This is a genomic window from Pseudomonas sp. WHRI 8519, from assembly GCF_040224055.2.
GTDB lineage: Bacteria > Pseudomonadota > Gammaproteobacteria > Pseudomonadales > Pseudomonadaceae > Aquipseudomonas > Aquipseudomonas putida_X.
On sequence record NZ_CP167996.1, the window covers coordinates 1,602,665 to 1,624,953 of the forward strand.

Annotated in this window: 22 protein-coding genes and 1 pseudogene; 9 read left to right on the forward strand and 14 right to left on the reverse strand. The window is 63.3% G+C overall.

Annotated features, from left to right (window positions below; genetic code table 11):
* Nucleotides 1-11 precede the first annotated feature (11 nt).
* The 4 genes from ABRP30_RS07275 to ABRP30_RS07290 form a co-directional block, all read right to left on the reverse strand.
* The gene (locus ABRP30_RS07275; RefSeq protein ID WP_349976098.1) at nt 12-2,150 is read right to left on the reverse strand and encodes a TonB-dependent siderophore receptor; all 2,139 of its coding nucleotides are present in this window, start codon (nt 2,148-2,150) and stop codon (nt 12-14) included.
* A gap of 122 nt (nt 2,151-2,272) precedes the next feature.
* Nucleotides 2,273-2,653, reverse strand: coding sequence for a hypothetical protein (locus tag ABRP30_RS07280; protein WP_267821965.1), 381 nt, complete (start codon nt 2,651-2,653; stop codon nt 2,273-2,275).
* Nucleotides 2,654-2,749: 96 nt separating this feature from the next.
* Complete coding sequence (locus ABRP30_RS07285; protein WP_349976100.1) at nt 2,750-3,943, reverse strand: MFS transporter; 1,194 nt, start codon at nt 3,941-3,943, stop codon at nt 2,750-2,752.
* Between the two features lie 81 nt (nt 3,944-4,024).
* Nucleotides 4,025-4,774: a 3-oxoacyl-ACP reductase family protein gene (locus ABRP30_RS07290; protein ID WP_241802976.1), complete on the reverse strand. Its 750-nt coding sequence runs from the start codon at nt 4,772-4,774 to the stop codon at nt 4,025-4,027.
* 117 nt (nt 4,775-4,891) lie between these two features.
* On the opposite strand from ABRP30_RS07290, the gene ABRP30_RS07295 reads away from it, so the two are divergent.
* Nucleotides 4,892-5,827, forward strand: coding sequence for a LysR family transcriptional regulator (locus tag ABRP30_RS07295; protein ID WP_267821970.1), 936 nt, complete (start codon nt 4,892-4,894; stop codon nt 5,825-5,827).
* 163 nt (nt 5,828-5,990) lie between these two features.
* On the opposite strand, the gene ABRP30_RS07300 is transcribed toward ABRP30_RS07295, so the two are convergent.
* Both ABRP30_RS07300 and ABRP30_RS07305 read right to left on the reverse strand, forming a co-directional pair.
* Complete coding sequence (locus tag ABRP30_RS07300) at nt 5,991-6,461, reverse strand: GreA/GreB family elongation factor (RefSeq protein WP_349976102.1); 471 nt, start codon at nt 6,459-6,461, stop codon at nt 5,991-5,993.
* A gap of 2 nt (nt 6,462-6,463) precedes the next feature.
* Nucleotides 6,464-6,856, reverse strand: coding sequence for a hypothetical protein (locus ABRP30_RS07305; protein ID WP_241802979.1), 393 nt, complete (start codon nt 6,854-6,856; stop codon nt 6,464-6,466).
* Between the two features lie 129 nt (nt 6,857-6,985).
* On the opposite strand from ABRP30_RS07305, the gene earP reads away from it, so the two are divergent.
* The gene (earP, locus tag ABRP30_RS07310) at nt 6,986-8,119 is read left to right on the forward strand and encodes an elongation factor P maturation arginine rhamnosyltransferase EarP (protein WP_349976103.1); all 1,134 of its coding nucleotides are present in this window, start codon (nt 6,986-6,988) and stop codon (nt 8,117-8,119) included.
* A gap of 48 nt (nt 8,120-8,167) precedes the next feature.
* On the forward strand, nt 8,168-8,737 hold the full coding sequence (gene efp, locus ABRP30_RS07315; RefSeq protein ID WP_012271109.1) for an elongation factor P: 570 nt from the start codon (nt 8,168-8,170) through the stop codon (nt 8,735-8,737).
* 58 nt (nt 8,738-8,795) lie between these two features.
* Here efp and ABRP30_RS07320 read toward each other — a convergent pair whose 3' ends face one another.
* The 3 genes from ABRP30_RS07320 to ABRP30_RS07330 all read right to left on the reverse strand — a co-directional run bounded on the left by ABRP30_RS07320 (nt 8,796) and on the right by ABRP30_RS07330 (nt 10,835).
* Nucleotides 8,796-9,224 (reverse strand): organic hydroperoxide resistance protein, encoded by a 429-nt coding sequence (locus ABRP30_RS07320; RefSeq protein WP_349976104.1) that lies wholly within the window; start codon nt 9,222-9,224, stop codon nt 8,796-8,798.
* 143 nt (nt 9,225-9,367) lie between these two features.
* Nucleotides 9,368-9,823 carry a MarR family winged helix-turn-helix transcriptional regulator gene (locus tag ABRP30_RS07325; protein WP_012313381.1) on the reverse strand — a complete coding sequence of 152 codons (456 nt, stop codon included), beginning with the start codon at nt 9,821-9,823 and terminating at the stop codon, nt 9,368-9,370.
* 55 nt (nt 9,824-9,878) lie between these two features.
* Nucleotides 9,879-10,835 (reverse strand): LysR family transcriptional regulator, encoded by a 957-nt coding sequence (locus tag ABRP30_RS07330; RefSeq protein ID WP_267821981.1) that lies wholly within the window; start codon nt 10,833-10,835, stop codon nt 9,879-9,881.
* Nucleotides 10,836-10,948: 113 nt separating this feature from the next.
* On the opposite strand from ABRP30_RS07330, the gene ABRP30_RS07335 reads away from it, so the two are divergent.
* Nucleotides 10,949-11,698 carry a sulfite exporter TauE/SafE family protein gene (locus ABRP30_RS07335; protein WP_267821983.1) on the forward strand — a complete coding sequence of 250 codons (750 nt, stop codon included), beginning with the start codon at nt 10,949-10,951 and terminating at the stop codon, nt 11,696-11,698.
* Between the two features lie 22 nt (nt 11,699-11,720).
* Here the strand turns inward: ABRP30_RS07335 and ABRP30_RS07340 are convergent, their stop codons facing one another.
* Nucleotides 11,721-12,572 (reverse strand): LysR substrate-binding domain-containing protein, encoded by an 852-nt coding sequence (locus ABRP30_RS07340; RefSeq protein WP_267821984.1) that lies wholly within the window; start codon nt 12,570-12,572, stop codon nt 11,721-11,723.
* A 96-nt stretch (nt 12,573-12,668) separates the two neighbouring features.
* On the opposite strand from ABRP30_RS07340, the gene ABRP30_RS07345 reads away from it, so the two are divergent.
* Nucleotides 12,669-12,887 carry a DUF1127 domain-containing protein gene (locus ABRP30_RS07345; RefSeq protein WP_241802986.1) on the forward strand — a complete coding sequence of 73 codons (219 nt, stop codon included), beginning with the start codon at nt 12,669-12,671 and terminating at the stop codon, nt 12,885-12,887.
* A 69-nt stretch (nt 12,888-12,956) separates the two neighbouring features.
* On the opposite strand, the gene ABRP30_RS07350 is transcribed toward ABRP30_RS07345, so the two are convergent.
* Nucleotides 12,957-14,303 (reverse strand): class II 3-deoxy-7-phosphoheptulonate synthase, encoded by a 1,347-nt coding sequence (locus tag ABRP30_RS07350; protein WP_349976105.1) that lies wholly within the window; start codon nt 14,301-14,303, stop codon nt 12,957-12,959.
* Nucleotides 14,304-14,421: 118 nt separating this feature from the next.
* On the opposite strand from ABRP30_RS07350, the gene ABRP30_RS07355 reads away from it, so the two are divergent.
* On the forward strand, nt 14,422-15,177 hold the full coding sequence (locus tag ABRP30_RS07355; RefSeq protein WP_267821989.1) for a spermidine synthase: 756 nt from the start codon (nt 14,422-14,424) through the stop codon (nt 15,175-15,177).
* A 297-nt stretch (nt 15,178-15,474) separates the two neighbouring features.
* Nucleotides 15,475-17,188: pseudogene (locus tag ABRP30_RS07360) on the forward strand (DEAD/DEAH box helicase).
* Between the two features lie 108 nt (nt 17,189-17,296).
* On the opposite strand, the gene ABRP30_RS07365 reads toward ABRP30_RS07360, so the two are convergent.
* Nucleotides 17,297-18,064, reverse strand: a complete 768-nt coding sequence (locus tag ABRP30_RS07365) for a class III extradiol ring-cleavage dioxygenase (RefSeq protein WP_241802989.1) — start codon at nt 18,062-18,064, stop codon at nt 17,297-17,299.
* A 101-nt stretch (nt 18,065-18,165) separates the two neighbouring features.
* Here ABRP30_RS07365 and ABRP30_RS07370 point away from each other — a divergent pair, with 101 nt between their 5' ends.
* The gene (locus tag ABRP30_RS07370; RefSeq protein WP_349976106.1) at nt 18,166-18,813 is read left to right on the forward strand and encodes a thiopurine S-methyltransferase; all 648 of its coding nucleotides are present in this window, start codon (nt 18,166-18,168) and stop codon (nt 18,811-18,813) included.
* A gap of 388 nt (nt 18,814-19,201) precedes the next feature.
* Here the strand turns inward: ABRP30_RS07370 and htpX are convergent, their stop codons facing one another.
* Together htpX and ABRP30_RS07380 are read right to left on the reverse strand one after the other, a co-directional pair.
* Nucleotides 19,202-20,089 carry a protease HtpX gene (gene htpX, locus ABRP30_RS07375; RefSeq protein WP_012313391.1) on the reverse strand — a complete coding sequence of 296 codons (888 nt, stop codon included), beginning with the start codon at nt 20,087-20,089 and terminating at the stop codon, nt 19,202-19,204.
* 417 nt (nt 20,090-20,506) lie between these two features.
* Nucleotides 20,507-21,718, reverse strand: coding sequence for a pyridoxal phosphate-dependent aminotransferase (locus ABRP30_RS07380; RefSeq protein WP_085675507.1), 1,212 nt, complete (start codon nt 21,716-21,718; stop codon nt 20,507-20,509).
* Between the two features lie 168 nt (nt 21,719-21,886).
* Between ABRP30_RS07380 and msrB the strand changes: the two genes are divergently transcribed.
* Nucleotides 21,887-22,288: a peptide-methionine (R)-S-oxide reductase MsrB gene (gene msrB, locus ABRP30_RS07385; protein ID WP_267821998.1), complete on the forward strand. Its 402-nt coding sequence runs from the start codon at nt 21,887-21,889 to the stop codon at nt 22,286-22,288.
* The last annotated feature ends 1 nt before the right edge of the window (nt 22,289 follow it).

Sequence of the window (22,289 nt, forward strand, 5' to 3'; positions counted from 1 at the left end):
TACTAGCTGCCCTAGAAGCTCACCACGGCCGACACGCGTGCGGTCCTGGGCGCACCCTGGAAAAGATAGTTGTCCCCCAGGTAGTCCCCCACATCCCGCCAGTAGCGCTTGTCGAACACGTTGTCCACGGTCAGGCGCAGCACGGTGTCATAGCCCCCGATACGCGTGCGATAGCGGCTCCCCACGTCGAACACGGTATAGCCCCCGACCTGTACATTCCCCGCCTGGCTCGCATACTTGCTGGCGCTGTATCGCGCCCCGCCCAGCAGCGCCAGGCCCGGGACCGGCAGGCTGTAGTCGGCTTGCAGGGCGGCACGCAGGCGCGGCACGTTGATCGCCTGGTGGTCTTCGTAGGCATCGGTACCGCTGTTTTTCACCCGGGCGCGAATCGCTGCGGCGCTGGCCTGGACCTGCAGGTTCGAGGTCACCCAGCCGCTGGCGCCCAGCTCCAGGCCGATGTTCTTCTGCTGGCCCTGCTGTACATAGGTGAAGCTGCCGTCGTCTTCAGGGCGGGCGTATTGATAGGCCTGGCGGATCTGGAACAGCGCGGCGCTGAAACTCATGCCCTGCCAGTCGCGCTTGATGCCCAGCTCAAGCTGATGCGAGAGGGTAGGGGCAAGGATTTCTGCCGCATTGCTGGCATACCAAGGCGCGGTGCCCCCTGCGGACAGGCCCTTGGAGTAGCTGGCATACACGGTGGTGTCCTGGCGCGGCTTGTAGATCAGCGCGGCATTGGGCAGCAACTGGTATTGCCGGGTATGGCGCCCGGCCAGGCCCGTTTCGTCCCAGGTTTTTTCGTCCAGGCGCACTTCACGGGCGCCGAGCACGGCCTGCCACTGTTCGCTGAAGGTGATGCGGTCGTTGATGAACAGGCCGTACTGGCGGCTGTCCAGGCGCCGCTCGCTGGCACCGACCGGCAGGTCCGAGGGCGCTACGGCGGGCGCGCCGGTGTAGATGTTGCCGCTGCCGACCAGCTGGTTGTAGTAGGGGCGTTGATCCAGCGTGCGGCGTTGAGCGCTGGCGCCCACCGTCAGTTCATGGCTCACGCCGAGCGCGTCGAAGCGGCCGTCGAGCATCGCTTGCGCTTCGTCGGTGCGGCGGGTGTCGTCAGGGCTGCGGAAGTCGTAGATGTCGTAGTCGCCCTCTGGGCTGAAGTGAGACTGCCAGCCGTCTTCGCTGCCCCAGGCGAACGCGCTGTAGTCATCGATGACGACCTTGCTGCGCGAGGCGCTCAGTGTGCCGCTCCAGGTATCGTTGAAACGGTACTGGAAACGCCCGCCCAGGTTCAGTGAATCGTTCTGTACCGGCTTGGCCCAGTGCTGGTAGGCCAGGCGGTCGTCCGGGTCGATCCCATGGGGTACTTCGCTGCCGCCAAGCAGTTGATAACCCGGTACCGAGCGCTGTTCGCGGTGCTGGTATTCGGCATCGAGCTGCAAGGTGGCATCAGGGTTGATCTGCCAATCGAACGCCAGCGAGGCAAAGTCGCGCTTGCCGTCGGCATGGTCGACGTAGGAGCGGATGTCTTCGTGGGCGAGGTTGGCGCGCAGCCCGAACTGCCGCTCACTGCCAAACCAGCCGCCCAGGTCGGTGGCCAGGTAGCGCTCGCCCTGTTCGTTGGTCGATACCGTTACGCTGCGCACATCCTCGGCGCGCTTGGTCACGTAATTGATCAGCCCGCCGGGCGCCGACACGCCACTGTGCAGGCCCGACAGGCCCTTGAGCAGTTCGACTTGCTGCTTGTTCTCCAGCGCCACGTTCTGCTCGCCGGCGATGGTCTGGCCATTGATGCGGTAGCTGCTGGCGGCATTGAGCTCGAAGCCGCGCACGTTGAAGTTTTCGTAATAGCCGATCGGGGCGTAGCTTTCGCCGACCGAGGCATCGCTGTGCAGCACTTCGCTGAGTGTGCGTACCTGGCGGTCTTCGATCAGTTGCTGGCTGAAAACACTGACCGATGCCGGGGTGTCGAGCAGGGGGGCTGCCTGAAACCCGCCTACCGCAGCGTCGGTTACTTGATAGCCGTCGTTGCCGTAGGTGTCGGATACCTGCACCGGGGCGAGTGTGACACTGTCCTGGGCCAGGCCTTGGGGGCTGTGCAGGGCCAGGCCCAGGCTGAGCAGGCTCAGGGGCAGGCGGGGGTGGGGCAGGGGCATGCTGGGGTCCTTGAGCGGTGAGCACGCACGGGCCCACTCGCGGGTAAGCCCGCGAATGGGCCCGTGCAGTCAAAAAACGCTCATGTTATCAGGCGCGTATCACCCCGTACGCCTGAAGTTGTTCAATCCCCCGCGGGCGGGTGCCGATGCTGGCGCCAGCTGTCGTCGATCTTGGACCAGGTCTTGCCATCGGTACTGGCCATCAGCTTGCGGCCGTCCTTGAAGGTCGCCAGGAAGGTGGCTTCTTCCTCCTTGCCGCCCAGCCATAGCCCGGCCAGCAGGCCCACTGGGCCAGCCACCAGGGCGCCGGCCATGCCCCAGCCGAGGGCGGTCCCCAGGTTGCGATTGGATTCCAGGCTGGCCAGGCGCAGGTCGCTGATGCGGGTAAGGGAAATCCGCTCGCCAGGCGAGGGGCTGCGCGGTGTCTTGAGTGTGAGCGATCCATTGCGATACTCGCCTTCACCTTGCAAGAAATCGCCGGATTGCACCGTGAGTCTTGTCATTGAGTCGTCCTGTCAGTGAAAGGGGTTTTGATCAACACCTACTGAAGCGCCGGGGCGGCGGGCAAGTCAACGGGCAGGCGACGGAGGGTTGCGGTGTCATGCCGCACCGGCGTTCGCGGCGCGCTTGCGCGTGCGTTCGGCCCACCCCCACACCAGCAGTGCCAGTGCCCCGATCGCAAGCCCCGCCGTCACGATGCCCATCCAGCCTTGGTACTGGAACAGCTGTGTGCCCAGCAAGGAGCCTAGCGCGCCACCGATGAAATAACAGGTGATGTAACCGGCATTGAGCCGGGTGCGTGCTTCGGGGCGCAAGGCGATGACCGCATTCTGGTTGCTCACATGCACCAGTTGCACGGCCAGGTCCAGCAGCAGTACGCCGAGCAGCAAGGCCAGTAGCGAGCTTTGCGCGAAGCCCAGCGGTATCCACGCCAACAACAGCGCTACCAGGCCCACGGTGGTGCCCAGCGAGCCTTTGCCGCGGTCAGCCAGGCGGCCGGCCCAGTTGGCCGAAAGGGCACCCGCCGCGCCGGCAAGGCCAAACAGGCCGATCATCGCATCGGAATAATGATAGGGCTCACGCGCCAGTAGAAACGCCAGCGGCGTCCAGAACAGCCCGAACAGGCTGAAGGCCAGCAACCCCAACAGCGAGCGCAGGCGCAGTAACGGCTCCTCGATGAACAGGCGGAATACCGAGCCGATCAGTGCCGGGTACTTAAGCCCTGCATGGCTGTGGTGTTGCGGCAGGCTGCGGTACAGGGCAATGGCAGTGACGGCCATCAGCACTGCGGCCAGCACATAGATGCTGCGCCAGCCACCCAGTTCGGCCATGAAGCCGGCAGCGGTGCGCGCGAGCAGGATGCCCAGCAGCAGGCCGCTCATCAGCGTGCCTACCGCGCGCCCACGTTGATGCGGCTCGCTCAGGGTTGCGGCCATGGGCACGAGGATCTGCGCCACCACCGAGAACAGCCCGGTGAGCGCCGTCCCCAGCAGCAGCCAGGGCAGGTTGGGGGCGCAGGCGCTGATCACCAGGCCCAGGGTGGAAATCACCGACATGATCACGATCAGGCGGCGCTGCTCGAATAGGTCGCCCAAAGGCGCCAGCAGCAGTAGGCCCGCACCGTAGCTGAGTTGGGCGGCGATGACGATGCTGCCGGCGCTGGCGGTGCTCAGGCCGAACTGTTCGGCGATGCTGTGCAGCAGCGGCTGCGCGTAATAGTTGCTGGCCACGGCCAGGCCGGTGGCGGTGGCCATCAGCAGGATCAGGGCGCGGCTCAAGGTTGGGGAGGGCATGAAAATCTCGGAGCGGGCAAGGGTATGTGGCGTCCAGTATCTGGGCGGTTCAGGCTGGACGCCAGCGGGCGAGGCATTCGATCAGGCCGCAAAGCCGCCGTCGGCTGTAAGGCTCGCTCCGGTGATGTAACCCGCCTCAGGCCCCGCCAGGTAGGCCACGAAGCTGGCAATTTCATCCACCTGCCCATAACGGCCGATCGCCATCAGAGGGATCAGGCTTTCGGCAAACTCGCCGCTGGCCGGATTCATGTCGGTATCCACCGGCCCCGGTTGTACGTTGTTCACGGTGATGCCCTGTGGCCCCAGGTCGCGTGCCATGCCTTTGGTAAGCCCGACCAATGCCGACTTGCTCATGGCATAGGGTGCCCCGCCGGCGAACGGCATCCGTTCGGCATTGGTGCTGCCGATGTTGATGATGCGCCCGCCCTGGCCCATGTAGCGGGCGGCGGCCTGGCTGGCGACGAACACACTGCGCACGTTGATGGCCAGCGTGCGGTCGAAGTCTGCCAGGTCGAATTCGGTCAGCGGCGCCACGGCCAGTACGCCTGCATTGTTGACCAGGATATCGAGGCGGCCGAAGGCTTTTACCGTGTCGTCCACTGCCAGCTGCACTGCGGCGGCGTCTGCGCTGTCTGCGCGCAGTGCCAGTGCCTGGCCGCCTGCTGCTATGACTTCTGCTACCAGGTCGTTGGCCGGGCCTTCGGAGCTTGCGTATGTGAAGGCGACCTGCGCGCCTTCACGGGCCAGGCGGCGGACGATGGCAGCGCCGATACCGCGTGAGCCGCCCTGCACCAGGGCTGCTTTGCCTTCGAGAGTGAGTTGCTTGGACATGCTGATCTCCTGCTGGAAGCAAGGCCGATTGCCTTGGATGGGTGCAGTATCGACCGATGATTACCTGCTGATAAGATGGCAATCACTATTATCAGAGTAAACCTTTGGTTGGTAATCATGGCACTGGAGTCGTTCAACGCCCTTGAGTGTTTCATCCGCAGCGCCGAGGTGGGCAGCTTCGCCGAGGCGGCGCGCCGTTTGAGCATCACCCCCGCGGCGGTGGGCAAGCATGTCGCCCAACTGGAAGCACGCCTCGGTGTGCGGCTGTTCCAGCGTAGTACCCGTAAGCTGACCTTGACTGAAGCCGGGCAGCGGTTTTTAGGGGAGGTCAGTGACAGTTTTCGTACCATCCAGTACGCCGTGGCCAACCTGGCCAGCGCTGAAGGCCAGCCGGCGGGGCTGTTGCGGGTGAGCATGGGGACGGTATTCGGCAGGCTGTATGTATTGCCGCTGCTGGGTGAATTCTTGCGGCGCTACCCGGCGATCACCCCGGACTGGCATTTCGACAACCGTCAGGTAGACCTGATCGGCCAAGGTTTCGACGCTGCGATTGGCGGCGGTTTCGAGTTACCACTGGGGGTCGTGGCGCGCCGGCTGACCCCTGCCCATCGTGTGTTGGTGGCCGCCCCTGGGTACTTGAGCCAGCATCCGGTCATTGACGACCCGCAGGTGCTGGAGCGCCATGCCGGCATCTTGATTCGTTCACCGCAGACCGGCCGCGTGCGATCATGGCCGCTGACCAGCCGTTGGCAAGCGCAGCAGCCGCTGCTGTTGCGCCAGGCGATGACCATGAGTGACTCTGATGCAGCGTGCGCCGTAGCCCAGCAGGGCTTGGGCATTGCATTGGTCAGCCTGCCGTTCGCCGTGCCTTACCTGCAGGCGGGCCAGCTGCAGAGGGTGTTGCCGGATTGGTATGTGGATGATGGGTACATCAGCCTGTATTACGCCGAGCACAAGCTACTGCCCGGCAAGACCCGGGCGTTCATCGAGTTTGTGCAAGAGCAGTTCGCTGATGCTGGGTTGGCCCGCACATTCGATGCCCTTGCCGGTTAGGCGGCCGTTGGCAGGGCCGGCCCCATCGCCGGCAAGCCGGCTCCCACCTGGAGCGTGCCAGCATTTGGACGTTGAGCAGGACAGTTGCTCTCACAGATACAGCGCCGGAACTCGCGGGCTGCGCGGTCATTGTGGGAGCCGGCTTGCCGGCGATGGGGCCGGTTCAGGCAACCTCGACGATGAAGAACAGTTGCGCCCCAAGGCCAACCTCGTCATCGACCTTTTTACCGATTAACTGCTGGCCTAGCGGTGAGCGCGGGGTAATGACCGTCACCAGGGCGTTCCCCTCGCCAATCTTCAACCCGGCCGCCTCCGGCCCCAGGAACACTTGCCGCTGAGCCCCCGCTTCATCTTCCAAGGTCACCAGGCTGCCGATCTGTACCCCCCGCGCCGGGTCATAGTCGCGCAGCACTAACTGCTGGTAGATCAGCAGCGCCTGGCGAATCTCGGCCGTGCGCCGCGCCTGGCCAGTGGCCAGGTAGGACGCCTCCAGGCCAAGGGTGTCGTATTTGTTTTCAGCGATGTTTTCTTCGGCGGTGGCGGTTTCGTAGGCGGTTTGCGCTGCGCGGCGCAATACGTCCATGTCGCTTTCCAGGGCTGCAACGATACGCGTGAGCAGGGTGGCCTTGTTCATGATCAGTAACAGAACTCCAGCACGTTGGCCTGGCTCTTGTCGGTCGGCGCGGTGCGGTTTTGCGACAGCCAGAACTGGCACTTGGGGCTGTTTAGGTTGCGCGGGTTGCCTTGTGCGGCCTCGGCCGCCTGTTGCAGTTCCTGCTTGTGCAGGATGGCCTTGTAACGCTCGAACATCTCGCTTTGCGCATCCGCCGGTTGCGCCGGCGGGGCCGCTGGCCGGGCCAGGGCCGGGGCGACGGCCTGTGCCACCGGCTGCACCTGCTCGGGCCACAGGTGCACGGCCAGCCACAGGCTCAGCGCGATGGCCACGGCCCCAAGCCATAGGCCCAGCGCCACGCACAGGGTCAGTTGCACCGGCTTGAGGGTTATTTGCAGTTCACGATGGCGGGGCATGGCGGCCTCCTGGCAGGCGTTATGAAGCCATTGTGGCATGGCGTCGGGCGCTTTTTCAGCGTTGGTGCTTTTGTCAGCGACAATTTAACCGCAGAATTCGTGATTTTGCGCAGGGCGAGGGCAGGGCACATGAAGGTCACCTGGGACATTTTCTGCAGTGTCGTGGACAACTACGGTGATATAGGCGTGACCTGGCGCCTGGCCCGGCAGCTGGTGGCCGAGCATGGGCTGGCGGTGCGGCTGTGGGTAGACGACCTGGGGGCTTTCGTACCCCTGTGCCCAGGTGCCGACGCCAGCGCCGCACAGCAATGGCAGCAGGGTGTGGAGGTGCGCGCCTGGCCTGGCGAGTGGCAGCCGGTAGCGCCCGCCGATGTGGTAATCGGTGCCTTTGCCTGCCAGCTGCCCGTTCAGTACGTCGAAGCGATGCGCGCCCGTGCCAAGCCGATCCTATGGCTTAACCTCGATTACCTCAGTGCCGAGGACTGGGTGGAGGGTTGCCACGGCTTGCCGTCGCCGCAGCCCAATGGCCTGCGCAAGGTGTTTTTCTTCCCAGGCTTTACCGAGAAAACTGGCGGGCTGCTACGCGAGGCTGCGTTGCTGGCGCAGCGCCAGGCCTTCGAGCAATCGCCACAGGCGCGAGCCGCCTTCCTGCAGGGCTTGGGTGTGGACGTGCAGGCCGGCGCGCAACTGGCCTCGTTGTTCGCCTATGAAAACCCACAATTGGGCAGCTGGCTCGATGCATTGGCCACGGACACCTGTGCCACCCAACTGTTGGTACCGCAAGGCCGGATTCTTCCGGACCTGGCCAATTGGCTGGGCGAGTCGGGGCTCAAGGTCGGTGATGTGTTTCAGCGGGGGGCGCTGACGGTGCAGATCCTGCCGTTCGTCAGCCAGGACGACTATGACCGCCTGCTGTGGAGCTGCGACTTCAATGCCGTGCGTGGCGAGGACTCGTTCGTGCGCGCGCAATGGGCCGGCCGGCCGATGCTGTGGCACATCTACGTGCAAGAGGAAAACGCCCACTGGGAAAAGCTCGACGCGTTCCTCGGGCTTTATCGACAGGGCCTGTCGGATGCTGCCGGCGAGGCGATGGTGGCCTTGTGGCGCGCCTGGAACATGAACCACGACATGCACCAGGCCTGGCAAGGGGCCCGTAAACACTGGCCGGAACTGCAGCGGCATGCCCGTGAATGGGCGGCGCGCCAAGCCGCTCGGCCGGACCTCGCCAAGGCGCTGGTACAGTTTTACCGAAATTGGCTATGATATGCGGCCTCGATTTTTATAAATCCATCCAGATTCGGATACTTCGTAATGAAAACTGGTAAAGAACTGAAACCCGGTACCGTACTGCGGATCGACAACGACCCGTGGCTGGTTCAGAAAGCCGAGTTCACCAAATCGGGTCGCAACAGCGCGATCATGAAGACCAAACTGAAAAACCTGCTGACCGGCTACAAGACCGAAACCGTTTACGGTGCGGACGACAAGCTGGACGACGTGATCCTGGATCGCAAAGAAGCGACCCTGTCGTTCATCAGCGGTGACTCGTACACCTTCATGGACACCACCGACTACACCATGTACGAACTGAACGCCGAAGACATCGACGCCGTTCTGCCGTACATCGAAGAAGGCATGGAAGACATCTGCGAAGCCGTCTTCTTCGAAGGCCGTCTGGTGTCGGTAGAGCTGCCGACCACCATCAGCCGTCAGGTTGTCTACACCGAGAACGCTGCGCGTGGCGACACCTCGGGCAAGGTGATGAAGCCTGCCAAGCTGAAGAACGGTACCGAGATCCAGGTTGCCGACTTCATCCAGATCGACGAGTGGATCGACATCGACACTCGCGACAACAGCTTCAAGGGCCGTTCCAAGAAGTAATCCTTCTTGTGATGTGCACAAAAAACCCGGCCTCGGCCGGGTTTTTTTATACCTGTATTCAGACCGTTACATGCAGCCTGACATCCACATTGCCGCGGGTGGCATTGGAGTAAGGGCACACCTGGTGCGCCTTCTCCACCAGGCCTTCTGCGTCAGCCTGGGACAGGCCTGGCAGGTTGATGTGCAGGTCGATATCCAGGCCGAAGCCACCAGGAATCTGGCCAATGCCCACCTTGGCGGTGATCGAAGCGTCGCCAGGCAGTTGCTTTTTCTCTTGGCCGGCGACGAACTTCAGTGCGCCGATGAAGCAGGCCGAATAGCCGGCGGCGAACATCTGCTCGGGGTTGGTGCCGTCACCGCCCGCGCCGCCCAGTTCCTTGGGGGTGCTCAGCTTGACTTCCAGCTTGCCGTCGCTGGAGCGGGATTTACCGTCGCGACCGCCAGTGGAGGTGGCTTCTGCGATGTACAGCGGAGTGACCTTGTGCATTTTGAGCCTCGCTAGTGTGCTGTGCGCCCCGCATCAGGCGGGGGGGCATCGGGTGGGTACGGGATTTAAATTAGCGCGCAATTAGTTTGCGCGCAAGATAAATCTTCACCGCTCGTCCGAACGGGCATTGCACAGCATAGCCGTCAGAGGTTCTTTTGCAGGCTGTCGCGCAACTCCAGCAGGTCGGCCTGCAGTTGTTGCAGACGCTCCAGGCTGCGGCCGCTGGCCTTGAGAATGCATTGCGGCACCTCTTTGGCCTGCTGCTGCAGCGCGCGCCCCTTGTCGGTCAGTTGCACCAGCACCACCCGTTCATCCTCGCGGCTACGGGTCCGCTTGAGCAGGCCTTCGCTTTCCAGGCGCTTGAGCAATGGAGTGAGCGAGCCGGGGTCGGTGAGCAGGTGCTGGCTGATCTCGCCCACGGTCAGGCCGTCCTGTTCCCACAGCACGAGCATGGCCAGGTACTGCGGGTAAGTCAGGCCCAAGGCCTGCAGCAGTGGCTTGTAGACTTTGGTCATCAGCAACGAGGTGGAGTGCAGGGCGAAGCAGACCTGGTTGTCCAGCAGCAGCTCGTCGCAAGAAGCTTGGGTGTCGGCGTTCATGCAGGTCCTTGAATATGATCAATGGAGAAATCTAGCACGCTGAAGGTTTGCGCGCTCATTGCCATCGCAGCTCACTTCGTAATGCAAGGTCCCATGGGGGGATCGGGCTGAAGCGGCTCTTGAGGAATTCGAGCAGCAAGCGGCTGCGAGAGTTCGTTTCATGTGCCAGGCGCAGCGCATAAATACCGCTGGTCTCTGCCGCAGGCAGGCCGTTGTCGCAAAAAAGGGGCACCAGTTCGCCACGCAGCAGGTAGTCGCTGATGAGCCAGGTAGGCAGGTGCGCAATGCCCAGCCCGGCAAGCGCGCCGAACAGCAGCGTTTCGGCATTGTTGGCGGCCATGCGCATCCGTGAGGGCCGGTACAGCCGTGATTGCCCATCGACCTCGAAGCGCCAGGCGAAGGGTGGGGCCAGGCCGTCCCAGTCCAGCCCGTCGTGATCGGGCAGTGCGCTGGGGCAGGCGGGTATGCCGCGGCTGGCCAGGTAGGCGGGGCTGGCGCAGGCGACGCGGACCATGTAGGCCAGCGGTGTGGCGACCAGGCGGGTATCGGCCAGGGGGCCTGCACGCAGCACCAGGTCGACTTCGCCCAGGTGGCTGCCGTGCAGGTCGACGAAGCTGTCGATCAGGCGCAGGTGAACATCCAGGCCGGGGTAGGCCACCAGGAAGTCGGCAATGGCCGGCGCCAGGTGGCGGCGGCCGAAAGCTGCAGGGGCGTCGATACGTATCAACCCCTCCGGAGCGCTGCTCAGTGACACGGCCTCGGCCCGCGCCAGGCGCAGCTCCTCGATGATGCGCCGGGCGCGTTCGGCGAAGGCGTTGCCAGCAGGCGTGGCGCGCACCGCATGGGTGCTGCGGGTGAACAGGCGGCTGCCCACCGCGCTCTCGAGGCTGTCGATGCGCCGGGCGACGGCGGAGGGGGTGAGTGGATGGCGCCGGGCGGCCGCGGAAAAGCTGCCGGTCTCCAGCACATCGAGAAACAGGCTCAGTTGGTCGGTAAGGGTATCTGGGCTCATGGCTGCCTTGCTTTTGCATAAATCGCACAGCCATTGTGCGTTGCTGTGCGTTTCCCCGCCAGAGCGCAATCGTTAGCATGCCCGTATTGTCAACGCAGGCGGATGAGGCCCTGATGATCGAGTGGTTGTTGTATATCGTGCTGGGCGCAGCCTTGGGCACCATGGGTGGGTTGTTCGGTATTGGCGGCGGGTTGATCGCCATCCCGGCGTTGGGTGTGCTGTTCGGGCTCGATCAGCAACTGGCCCAGGGCACGGCCTTGGTGATGGTGGTGCCGAACGTGCTGCTGGCGCTGTGGCGCTATCACCAGCGTAACCGCATCGAGTTGCGCCATGCCGTGCCGTTGTCGGTGTGCAGCTTGGTGTTCGCCTGGTTGGGCTCGATCTGGGCCGTGGGTATCGATGCGCAGGCCATGCGCCTGGGCTTTGTCGGCTTTCTGGTGGCGCTGGCCCTGTGGAACGTGGTGCGCATGTTCATCAAATCCGCTCCGGCAAGCGCCGAGCTGCGCCATCCCTGGCCCTGGCTGGGGGTGCTGGGCTGCTTCAGCGGCACCATGGGCGGTTTGTTCGGGGTGGGCGGGGCGGTGGTGGCCACGCCGATCCTGACCAGTGTGTTCGGCGCCACACAGGTGGTGGCGCAAGGGCTGTCCCTGGCACTCGCAGCGCCGAGCACCATGGTCACCTTGCTTACCTATGGCGTGCATCACAGTGTCGACTGGGGCGTGGGGCTACCGTTGGCGGTAGGCGGCCTGCTCAGTATCAGCTGGGGAGTGCGGCTGGCCCATGCGTTGCCGGAGAAGGTGCTGCGGGCGATGTTTTGTGTGTTTTTGGTGGTGTGTGCGGTGATGCTGGGCTTCGAGCTTTAGCGGTTGGCGTGTGCACTGGCCATCACTGAAAACCCTCGATGATGTAGTCAGCCATGCAATCGGTGATCGGTGACTGGTTTTGTGGGTTGCGCAGCAGCATCACGTTGGCCATGGGCAGCTCAGGCAAGCCGTCCTGCTCGCCCAGGATGCGGATATTGCCGCCGATCAGGCTCTGCAACTGCGCGGTCACTGCCAGCCCTGCCGTGACGATGGCGAAGATCGCCGCCAGGCTGGGGCTGGTGTAGGCAATGCGGTAGTCGATCCCCTGGGCCTCCAGGGCATTGCAGGTCCAGGCGCGGCAGAAGCAGTCGGTGTTGAACAGCGCCAGCGGCATGGGCCGTTGCTCCTGTGGGCAGAAGCTGTCGGCGGCGGCCCACACCAGGCGTTCCTGGCGCAGCAACTGGCCAACCTCGTTGCCGGGCTCCCGGGTGACGATGGTCAGGTCCAGGTCCTGGCGCAGCATCAGGTGTTTCGACGAATCACAATGCACCTCCACCTGCACCAGCGGGTAGGCCTGGGCGAAACTCGACAGGATGGTTGGCAAGAACCGCATGGCGTAGTCGTCCGGTGTACCGATGCGCACCAGCCCGACCATGTGCGGCATGCGGAGGGTGTTGAACACTTCGCCATGCAGCTTGAGGATGCGCCGTGCGTAGCCCAGCAATACCTGGCCCTCGGCGGTCAGGCGCACCTGGCGGCCGTCGCGCTCGAACAACTGGCGCTGCAGGACGTCTTCCTCCAGGCGTTTCATCTGCATGCTGACGGCCGACTGGGTGCGGTTGACCACTTCGCCGGCACGGGTGAACCCCCCTTGCTCGGCAATGGCGACGAAGGTGCGTAGCACGTCAGCATCGAGGCTCTGGTAGTGGGACATTGCATCAATCTCCTAGATGCATGGCATAAGAAACATTCGTTGGATTGATCTTAAGCCTGGCGCGAGACTGAAGCCATCAACACGGAGGGCTTCACGATGAAAGGTCATGTCAGCAGCATTCAACACCCTGCCTTCTCTTTCAAACACCTGTGGCATGCTGCCTTGCAGCGTCCGGCTCGCTGGCTGGAGCTGTACCGCCAGCGCCGGGAACTGGCCAGCCTCAGCGATGCGACGTTGCAGGATCTGGGGTTGAGCCGGGCCGATATCCAGCAGGAGGCAGAGCGGCCATTCTGGGATGATCCGCTGCGCAGGTGAGGGGGCGATGCGCCGCGCATGCGGCGCTCGGTCTTGCGGGTGCTGAAGAGGCTGTGGCCGGCACCTACCTCAACGGCGCACCTGCTTGAGGGTTTCGGCAATCAGAAACGCCAGCTCCAGCGACTGGTCGGCGTTCATGCGTGGGTCGCAATGCGTATGGTAACGATCCGACAGCCCATCTTCGGTGATCGGGCGTGCGCCACCGATGCACTCGGTGACGTTCTGCCCGGTCATCTCGATGTGGATGCCACCGGCATGGCTGCCTTCGGCCTGGTGCACCTGGAAGAACTGCTTCACCTCATCGAGAATCTGCGCGAAGTCACGGGTCTTGTAGCCGCTGCTGGCCTTGATGGTATTGCCGTGCATCGGGTCCGAACTCCACAGCACCTTGCGCCCCTCGCGCTCGACGGTGCGGATCAGCCCGGGCAGGTGCTCACCGACCTTGCCGGCGCCCATGCGCACGATGAGGTTGAGGCGGCCCGGGTCGTTGGCCGGGTTGAGCGTGTCGATCAGGCGGATCAGCTCTTCAGGGTTCATGCTGGGGCCAACCTTGACCCCGATAGGGTTGTGCACCCCACGCAGGAATTCCACATGTGCGCCGTCCAGCTGGCGGGTGCGGTCGCCGATCCACAGCATGTGCGCCGAGCAATCGTAGTAGTCGCCGGTCAGGCTGTCCTGGCGCACGAAGGCTTCTTCGTAGTTCAGCAGCAGTGCCTCGTGGGCGGTGAAAAAGCTGGTTTCGCGCAATTGCGGGGCGCTGTCCAGGCCGCAGGCGCGCATGAAGGCCAAGGTCTCGTCGATGCGGTTGGCCAACTGGTGGTATTTGTCGGCCAGCGCCGAGTTGGCGATGAAGTCCAGGTTCCACTTGTGCACCTGGTGCAAGTCGGCGAAACCGCCTTGGGCGAAGGCGCGCAGCAGGTTGAGGCTGGCGGTGGCCTGGTGGTAGGCCTGCAGCAGGCGGTCTGGGTCGGGTACACGGCTTTTTTCGTCGAAGCCGATGCCGTTGACGATGTCGCCGCGGTAGGCCGGCAAGGTCAGGTTGCCGATGGTTTCGTCGCCCGATGAACGTGGCTTGGCGAACTGCCCGGCCATACGCCCGACTTTGACCACCGGGCAGCCAGCGGCGAAGGTCATGACGATGGCCATCTGCAGCAACACCTTGAAGGTGTCGCGGATCTTCGCGGCAGAGAACTCGGCGAAGCTCTCGGCACAGTCGCCGCCCTGCAGCAGGAAGGCACGGCCTTCGGTGACCTCGGCGAACTGCCGGCGCAGCTCGCGCGCCTCACCGGCGAACACCAGCGGCGGGTAGCTGGCCAAGGTCTGCTCGACCTTGAGCAGATGCGCGGCATCGGGGTAGGTCGGTTGCTGCTGGATCGGCAGGGCACGCCAGCTGTCAGGTCTCCACGGTCGGTTCATCACAGGCTCGGTCTTGTCGGTTATAGGCTGCCTGCCATGGTAACAGTTGGCGCTGAGCTTGTTGCATCGGGGAGGTTGGCGGACAATGCGCGTTTTTGCGCGGGCGGGTGGCAGGTTCATGGCGACGGAGCGGGAAGAGCGGCTGTTGGCTCGGGTCGAGGATGCCTTCGGGGTCATCAGTGTGTATGAGGTGGAGGATTACCGCTTCCTCGAATTTGGCGATGCCATCGAGCAAAGCTGCGTGTTCACAGCTGACCCCAGCTGGCTCGAGTACGACTACACCCGCGCCATGCTGGTGGGGGCGCTGTGCCACGAGCAGCCTGAAAGCGCGCTGTTCCTTGGCCTGGGCGCCGGCACCCTGACCCAGGCCTGCATGAAATTCTTGCCGCTGGAAGACATCGAGGCCATCGAGCTGCGCCCGGATGTGCCGCGCCTGGCCATGGAGTACCTGGGCCTGGACGACGACCCGCGCCTGTATGTGCGGGTGGGCGATGCCCTGGAGCTGCTGCCCACGGCAGAGAAAACCGACCTGTTGTTCGTCGACCTGTACACCGACCACGGCCCGGGTGTCGGCCATCTGGCCTGGACCTTTCTGGAAAATTGCCAGAAGCAGCTCAACCCCGGTGGTTGGCTGGTGATCAACCAGTGGGCCGGTGATGACGGCAGGCCGCTCGGCGCGGCGCTGTTGCGCGGCTTGTACCACCGGCATTACTGGGAGCTGCCGGTGAAGGAGGGCAATGTGATCCTGCTGGTGCCGGCAGACCTGGAGCAAACGTTGGACCTGGACGGCCTCAGGGGCCGGGCTGCGGCCTTGGCGCCACAGCTGGGGTATAGCCTGGAGGGGTTGATCAAGGAGATTCGCCCCGCCACGTGAAGGGCGTGCCAGGGGGTTGAGATAAACGTTTCAGCCGCTGGTCGCTGATGGCCGGGTACTGGCCCCTTGCCCGTGAAAATTTTCCACACTTCCCTCCATTAATTCGGGTATAGTACGCGCCGGTCTTTTAGCGGACCTCAAAATCAGGTGGTGCAAATCCTCCGAGTCCAGCTTCGGCTGCACGTCCGCTAGGCGGACCTTCCCAAGTATTTCTTTTTCAATCGTTTTCGCAAATCCCCGCCGCCAGAGCTGCCTGGGTGACCATTTGGTCTTTCAAGGCATGTGCAGCTTTGGAGCATGGGTCTTTGCGGATGCACATAGAGGCAGACCCATGACCCAGGAAACCGGCGGATTCGCCGCTCTCGATCTCAATCCGAATATCGTCGCTGCTGTTGTAGCCACTGGCTACGAAGAGCCTTCGGCTATTCAGCATCAATCGATCCCGATCATCCTCGCCGGTCACGACATGATCGGCCAGGCGCAGACTGGCACCGGCAAGACCGCTGCCTTCGCCCTGCCGATCCTCAACAAGATCGACGTGAGCAAGCGCGAACCGCAAGCCCTGATCCTGGCGCCAACCCGTGAGTTGGCGCTGCAAGTAGCTACCGCTTTCGAAACCTACGCCAAGCAGATGCCGGGCGTTAACGTGGTGGCTGTATACGGTGGTGCCCCGATGGGCCCACAACTGCGTGCCATCCGCAACGGCGCGCAAATCGTCGTGGCCACCCCGGGCCGTCTGTGCGACCACCTGCGTCGCGACGAGAAAGTCCTGTCCACCGTGCAGTACTTGGTACTGGACGAAGCCGACGAAATGCTCAAGCTGGGCTTCATGGATGACCTCGAAGTGATCTTCGATGCCATCCCTGCCAGCCGTCAGACCGTTTTGTTCTCCGCGACCCTGCCGTCGTCGATCCGCTCGATCGCCGAACGTCACCTGCGTGAGCCCAAGCACGTCAAGATCCAGAGCAAGACCCAGACCGTCACCGCGATCGACCAGGCGCACCTGATGGTCCACGCCGACCAGAAGATCCCGGCTGTTCTGCGTTTGCTGGAAGTGGAAGAGTTCGACGCGCTGATCGCCTTCGTGCGTACCAAGCAAGCCACCCTGGACCTGGCCGCCGCGCTGGAAGCCAAAGGCTACAAGGCTGCTGCGCTGAACGGCGACATCGCCCAGAACCAGCGTGAGCGCGTCATCGACTCGCTCAAGGACGGCCGCCTGGACATCGTCGTCGCCACTGACGTCGCTGCCCGTGGTCTGGACGTACCGCGCATCACCCACGTGTTCAACGTGGACATGCCGTACGACCCAGAGTCCTACGTGCACCGTATCGGCCGTACCGGCCGTGCCGGTCGCGAAGGCCGTGCACTGCTGCTGGTCACCCCGCGTGAGCGCCGCATGCTGCAGGTCATCGAACGCGTTACCGGGCAGAAGGTTGCCGAGGCGCGCCTGCCGAACGCTCAGGCCGTGCTGGATGCGCGTATCAAGAAGCTGACCTCGAGCCTGGCGCCGCTGGTGGCCGAAGCAGAAGCCACCCACGGTGAGCTGTTCGACCGCCTGACCGAAGCCCTGGGTTGCAGCCCGCGTGCCCTGTCCGCAGCCCTGCTGCGCAAGGCCACCAATGGCCAGGCGCTGGACCTGGCAGCGGTAGAGCGCGAACAGCCGCTGGTACCAAGCTTCGCACCGCGCGGTGAGCGCCCGGAGCGTGGTGACCGTGCCGAGCGTAGCGACCGTGGTGAGCGCGAGCGTCGTGCGCCACTGCCGCTGGCCGAAGGTCGCGTGCGTTGCCGTACCGCGCTGGGTGCCCGTGATGGTATCGCTGCCAAGAACCTGCTGGGTGCGATCCTCAACGAAGGTGGCCTGGCCCGTGATGCGATCGGTCGCATCCAGGTGCGTGACAGCTTCAGCCTGATCGAGCTGCCGGAAGACGGCCTCGAGCGCCTGCTGACCAAGCTCAAGGACACCCGCGTGGCTGGCAAGCAGTTGAAGCTGCGTCGCTACCGCGAAGATTGATCCTGGCGTAATGAAAAAATCCCCGGCTTAGGTCGGGGATTTTTTTTGCTTGTGGTTCTTTGGGGCTGCCATGCATGCAGGCCTGGCGCGGCACAACGCTGCCGCTTTTCAGTCGAAGCGGTAAATGTCCATCCCCAGCGCGCCGAGGGTAAACCCTTGGTGCACGATGCCAAACCTGCCACCGGCCCCAAGGGCGAAGAACAACGGCAAGAAATGCTCATCACTGGGATGGTTACGCGACGCAAACGGCGCTTGTTGCTTGAAGTCCAGCAGCGCGGCCTGGTCGTCTTCGCCCAGCTTCTCCACCACCCAATCGCGAAATGCCAGTGCCCAAGGCTCGATCACGTCCGGCCCTGCATGCCAGTCCAGCTCGCCCAGGTTATGGGTTATGCTCCCAGAGCCGACCAGCAACACACCCTCGCTGCGCAGCCCGGCCAACGCTCGGCCGACCTTGATTTGCTGCGCCGGCCCCATGTGGCTCGGTAGCGACACCTGAATCAGCGCAATGCTTGCATCGGGATACATCAGTGACAGCGGCACCCAGGCCCCATGGTCGAAGGGCCGCTGGGCATCCAGGCGAGCCGGCAGGCCAGCGGCGTTGAGCCGCGCGCTGACGTTCGCCGCCAGTTGCGGCTGGCCAGGCGCAGGGTACTGAACGGCATAAAGCGCTGCGGGAAAGCCGTAGAAGTCATGCCAGGTCTGCGGCTGTGGGTTGGCGGTCACCAGCAGTTCGTGGCTTTCCCAGTGCGCCGACACCACCACGATCGCCTTCGGGCGTGGCAGGGCATTGGCCAGCTGGGCCAGCGCTGGCCCGCTGGCGCCGGGTTGCAGGGCGAGCATCGGAGAGCCGTGGGAAATGAACAGGCTGGGCAGCATGGTAGGGTCCTGAGGGGTAAGATGCAGTCATCTTCGATCAGTCACCGATCGATTTCCAATATAAGATTTTTGCCCAAATGATCTAAAAACCTGGAGGAACTATGGAGCAGGCGTTCTGGCACCAAAAGTGGGCCGATAACCAGATCGGTTTTCACCAGGCCCAGGTAAACCCCTACCTGCAACGCTACTGGCCGGGGCTTGGCCTGGCTGCCGGCAGCCGGGTGCTGGTGCCGTTGTGCGGCAAGAGCCTGGACCTGGCCTGGCTGGCGGGGCAGGGCTATCGCGTGCGGGGTGTGGAGCTGTCGCGCCGGGCCGTGGAGGACTTCTTCCAGGAGCAGGGGCTGCAGGCGCAGGTTCGGCAACAGGGTGCGTTCGAAGTGTGGAGCAGTGGTGAGGTGGAGCTGTGGTGTGGTGATTTCTTCGCCTTGCGCGCCGAGGATGTGGCCGATTGCGTGGGGCTGTATGACCGAGCTGCGTTGATTGCCCTGCCTCCGGCAATGCGTGAGCGGTACATGGGTTTGCTTTCGCGGCTGCTGCCTGCGGGCCGTGGGCTTGTGGTGACCTTGGGCTACGAGCAGCGTCTGCTGGCGGGGCCGCCGTTTTCGGTCGCCGACGAGGAAGTGCGGCGTGGGTTTGCCGGGTGGCAGGTGGAGGAGCTGGAGGCGCAAGACGTGATCGGGGAAAGCCCTAAGTTCTTGCAGGCGGGGGTGAAGTGCCTTGTTGAGCGGGCCTATCGCGTACGGTTCTGATGTGGGTTTGCCTGTGCTGGCCCTATCGCCGGCAAGCCGGCTCCCACCCCGACCGCGCAGTTCTCCAGGCCTGCGCTGGACCTGTGGAAGCAACCTTCTGCCCGATTTCTAATAGCCGGCGCAATTGTCTTGCCCAATTTCTAACAGCCGGCGCGATCCCTGTGGGGGCAACTGTCTTGCTCAACTTCGAAAAGCTGGTGCGATCCCTGTGGGAGCCGGCTTGCCGGCGATCACCGGCGCAGCCGGTGCCATTCACCACAGCGTCTGTATCGCCGGCAAGCCAGTTGCTTCCACCACCCCCACAGCTCTGAAGATTACCGTCTCAAATATGCAGGCCGGCTGCATAAAAAAGGGCGACCGTAGTCGCCCTTGATTGGTGCCTGAACAATCAACCCCGGCGGCGCAGCGCCTCGATGCGCTCTTCCAGCGGCGGGTGGCTCATCAGCAGGCCGGCCAGGCCATGCTTGAGGCCGCCATTGATGCCGAATGCCTTCATGGTGTCGGGCATGTGCACTGGCAGGCCCTGCTCTACGCGCAGGCGCTGCAGGGCGCCGATCATCGCGGCGGTGCCGGCCAGTTGTGCGCCGGCTTCGTCGGCGCGGTATTCACGGCGGCGCGAGAACCACATGACGATCATGCTGGCGAGGATGCCCAGGACCAACTCGGCGACGATGGTCGCCACGTAGTAGGCAATGCCTTGGCCCTCTTCGTTCTTGAAGATCACCTTGTCGACGAAGTTGCCGATGATGCGGGCGAAGAACATCACGAAGGTGTTCACCACGCCTTGTACCAGCGCCAGGGTGACCATGTCACCGTTGGCCACGTGGCCGATCTCGTGGGCCAGCACGGCGCGTACTTCATCAGGCGAGAAGCGTTCCAGCAGGCCTTGGGATACGGCTACCAACGCGTCGTTGCGGTTCCAGCCGGTGGCGAAGGCGTTGGCCTCGTAGGCGGGGAAGATACCCACCTCGGGCATCTTGATGCCGGCTTCGCGGGACAGCTCTTCGACCGTCTGCAGCAGCCACTGCTCGTGGCGGGTACGCGGCTGGGAGATGATCTGGGTGCCGGTGCTCATCTTCGCCATCCACTTGGAGATGAACAGCGAAACGAGGGAGCCGGCGAAGCCGAACACGGCGCAGAAGACCAGCAGGCTGCTGAGGTTGAGGTCAACCCCGTTGGCGGCCATGAACCCGTTGAAGCCGAACAGGCTCAGGGTAATGCTTGCAACCAGCACCACCGCAAGGTTGGTGGCTACAAACAACAGAATGCGCATCATGGTTGTTACGTTCTCCTGACGGATGAGTGTGTTGCGTATGCGGGGTATATAAGGGGCCGGGCGCGCCGATTCAATCGGGGGACTATTTCAAACTGTGTACGGCGGAGTATGGCAGAGGATCTGGTTGGGGCTGTGAGCTAGAGCGTTGCAGGATGTAAGAAAGGTATTTGGGGGTTGTAGGGGGCTGCTTTGCAGCCCAATCGCCGGCAAGCCGGCTCCCACAAGTACCCTGCAAATGCTGAAGAGTTGTGCTGTGCCTGTAAGGGCCAGCAAGCTGGCTGCCACGGATACCCTGCAATGCTGAAGACTTGTGCTGTGACTGTAAGGGCCAGCAAGCTGGCTGCCACAGATACCCCGCAGTTCTTAAGGCTTGCGCTGTACTTGTGGGAGCCGGCTTGCCGGCGATGAGGCCGGTACTTACTGCGAATAAGTGCGCAGGAAGTTGCCAATCCGGCCAATCGCCGCTTCCAGATCATCCACCCGCGGCAATGTCACCACGCGGAAGTGGTCCGGCCACGGCCAGTTGAACGCCGTACCCTGCACGATCAGCAGCTTTTCCGACAACAGCAGGTCCAGCGCGAACTTCTCGTCATTCAAGATCGGGCAAACCTTCGGATCGATCCGTGGGAAGGCATACAGCGCACCCATCGGCTTGACGCAGCTGACCCCGGGAATCTCATTGAGCAATTCATAGGTGCGGTTGCGCTGCTCCAGCAGCCGGCCCGGCGGCAGCACCAGGTCATTGATGCTTTGGTAACCGCCCAGCGCAGTCTGGATGGCGTGCTGAGCCGGCACGTTGGCGCACAGGCGCATGTTGGCCAGCATGTCGATGCCTTCGATGTAGCTCTGGGCGTGATGCTTGGGCCCGGAGATGATCAGCCAGCCGGAGCGGAAGCCCGCCACCCGGTACGACTTGGACAGGCCGTTGAAGGTCAGGCACAGCAGGTCCGGGGCCAGTGACGCGGTGCTGATGTGCACGGCTTCGTCATAGAGGATCTTGTCGTAGATCTCGTCAGAGAACACCACCAGGTTGTGCTGGCGGGCCAGCTCCAGCATGCCCAGCAGCAATTCTTTGGAATAGACGGCGCCGGTCGGGTTGTTCGGGTTGATGATGACCAGGGCCTTGGTGTTCGGGGTGATCTTGGCCTTGATGTCTTCAAGGTCAGGGAACCAGTCGGCCTGCTCATCGCACAGGTAATGCACCGGCTTGCCGCCAGCCAGGCTCACTGCGGCAGTCCACAGCGGGTAGTCGGGCGCCGGGATCAGCACTTCGTCGCCGTTGTTGAGCAGCGCCTGCATCGACATCACGATCAGCTCGGACACACCATTGCCCAGGTAGATGTCCTCGATGGTGACGCCTTCGATTTCCTTCTGCTGGCAGTACTGCATCACCGCCTTGCGCGCGCTGAACAGGCCTTTGGAGTCGCTGTAGCCCTGGGCAGTGGGCAGGTTGCGGATCACATCCTGGAGAATTTCGTCCGGCGCCTCGAAGCCAAACGGCGCCGGGTTGCCGATGTTCAGCTTGAGGATGCGATGGCCTTCCTCTTCCAGACGTTTGGCGTGCTTGAGCACCGGGCCGCGAATGTCGTAGCAGACATTGGCGAGCTTGTTCGATTTGCTGAACTGCATGATGTGATCCCGATTGAGAATACGCGGTGCGCCGCCGTCGAAAGGTTTGAAAGGGCGGGGCGCGGGTGCCAGACTTGAGGCCTTGCACACGAAGCCAACTAATATACGTGCCACCCGCGCTACGGAAAAGACGGCGCGAGGTGAAATTCAGCCTGCCGAGGTCCACACATGCAAAAGATCGACAAAACCCTGGAACAATGGCGTGCGATGCTTGACCCGGAGCAGTACCAGGTGTGCCGCCTGAAGGGCACCGAACGGCCGTTCTCTGGCAAGTACAACAGCGAAAAGCGTGCGGGTACCTACCAGTGCATCTGCTGCGGCCTGGCGCTGTTCGATTCGACCACCAAATTCGACTCTGGCTGTGGCTGGCCGAGTTTTTACGCGCCGATCGAAGACAGCGCGATGATCGAGACGCGCGACACCTCCCACGGCATGATCCGCACCGAGGTGACCTGCGCGCAATGTGATGCTCACCTGGGCCATGTATTCCCCGACGGGCCGCCACCGACCGGCCTGCGTTACTGCATCAACTCGGTGTGCCTGGACTTCAAACCGCGTGATGGAGCCTGAC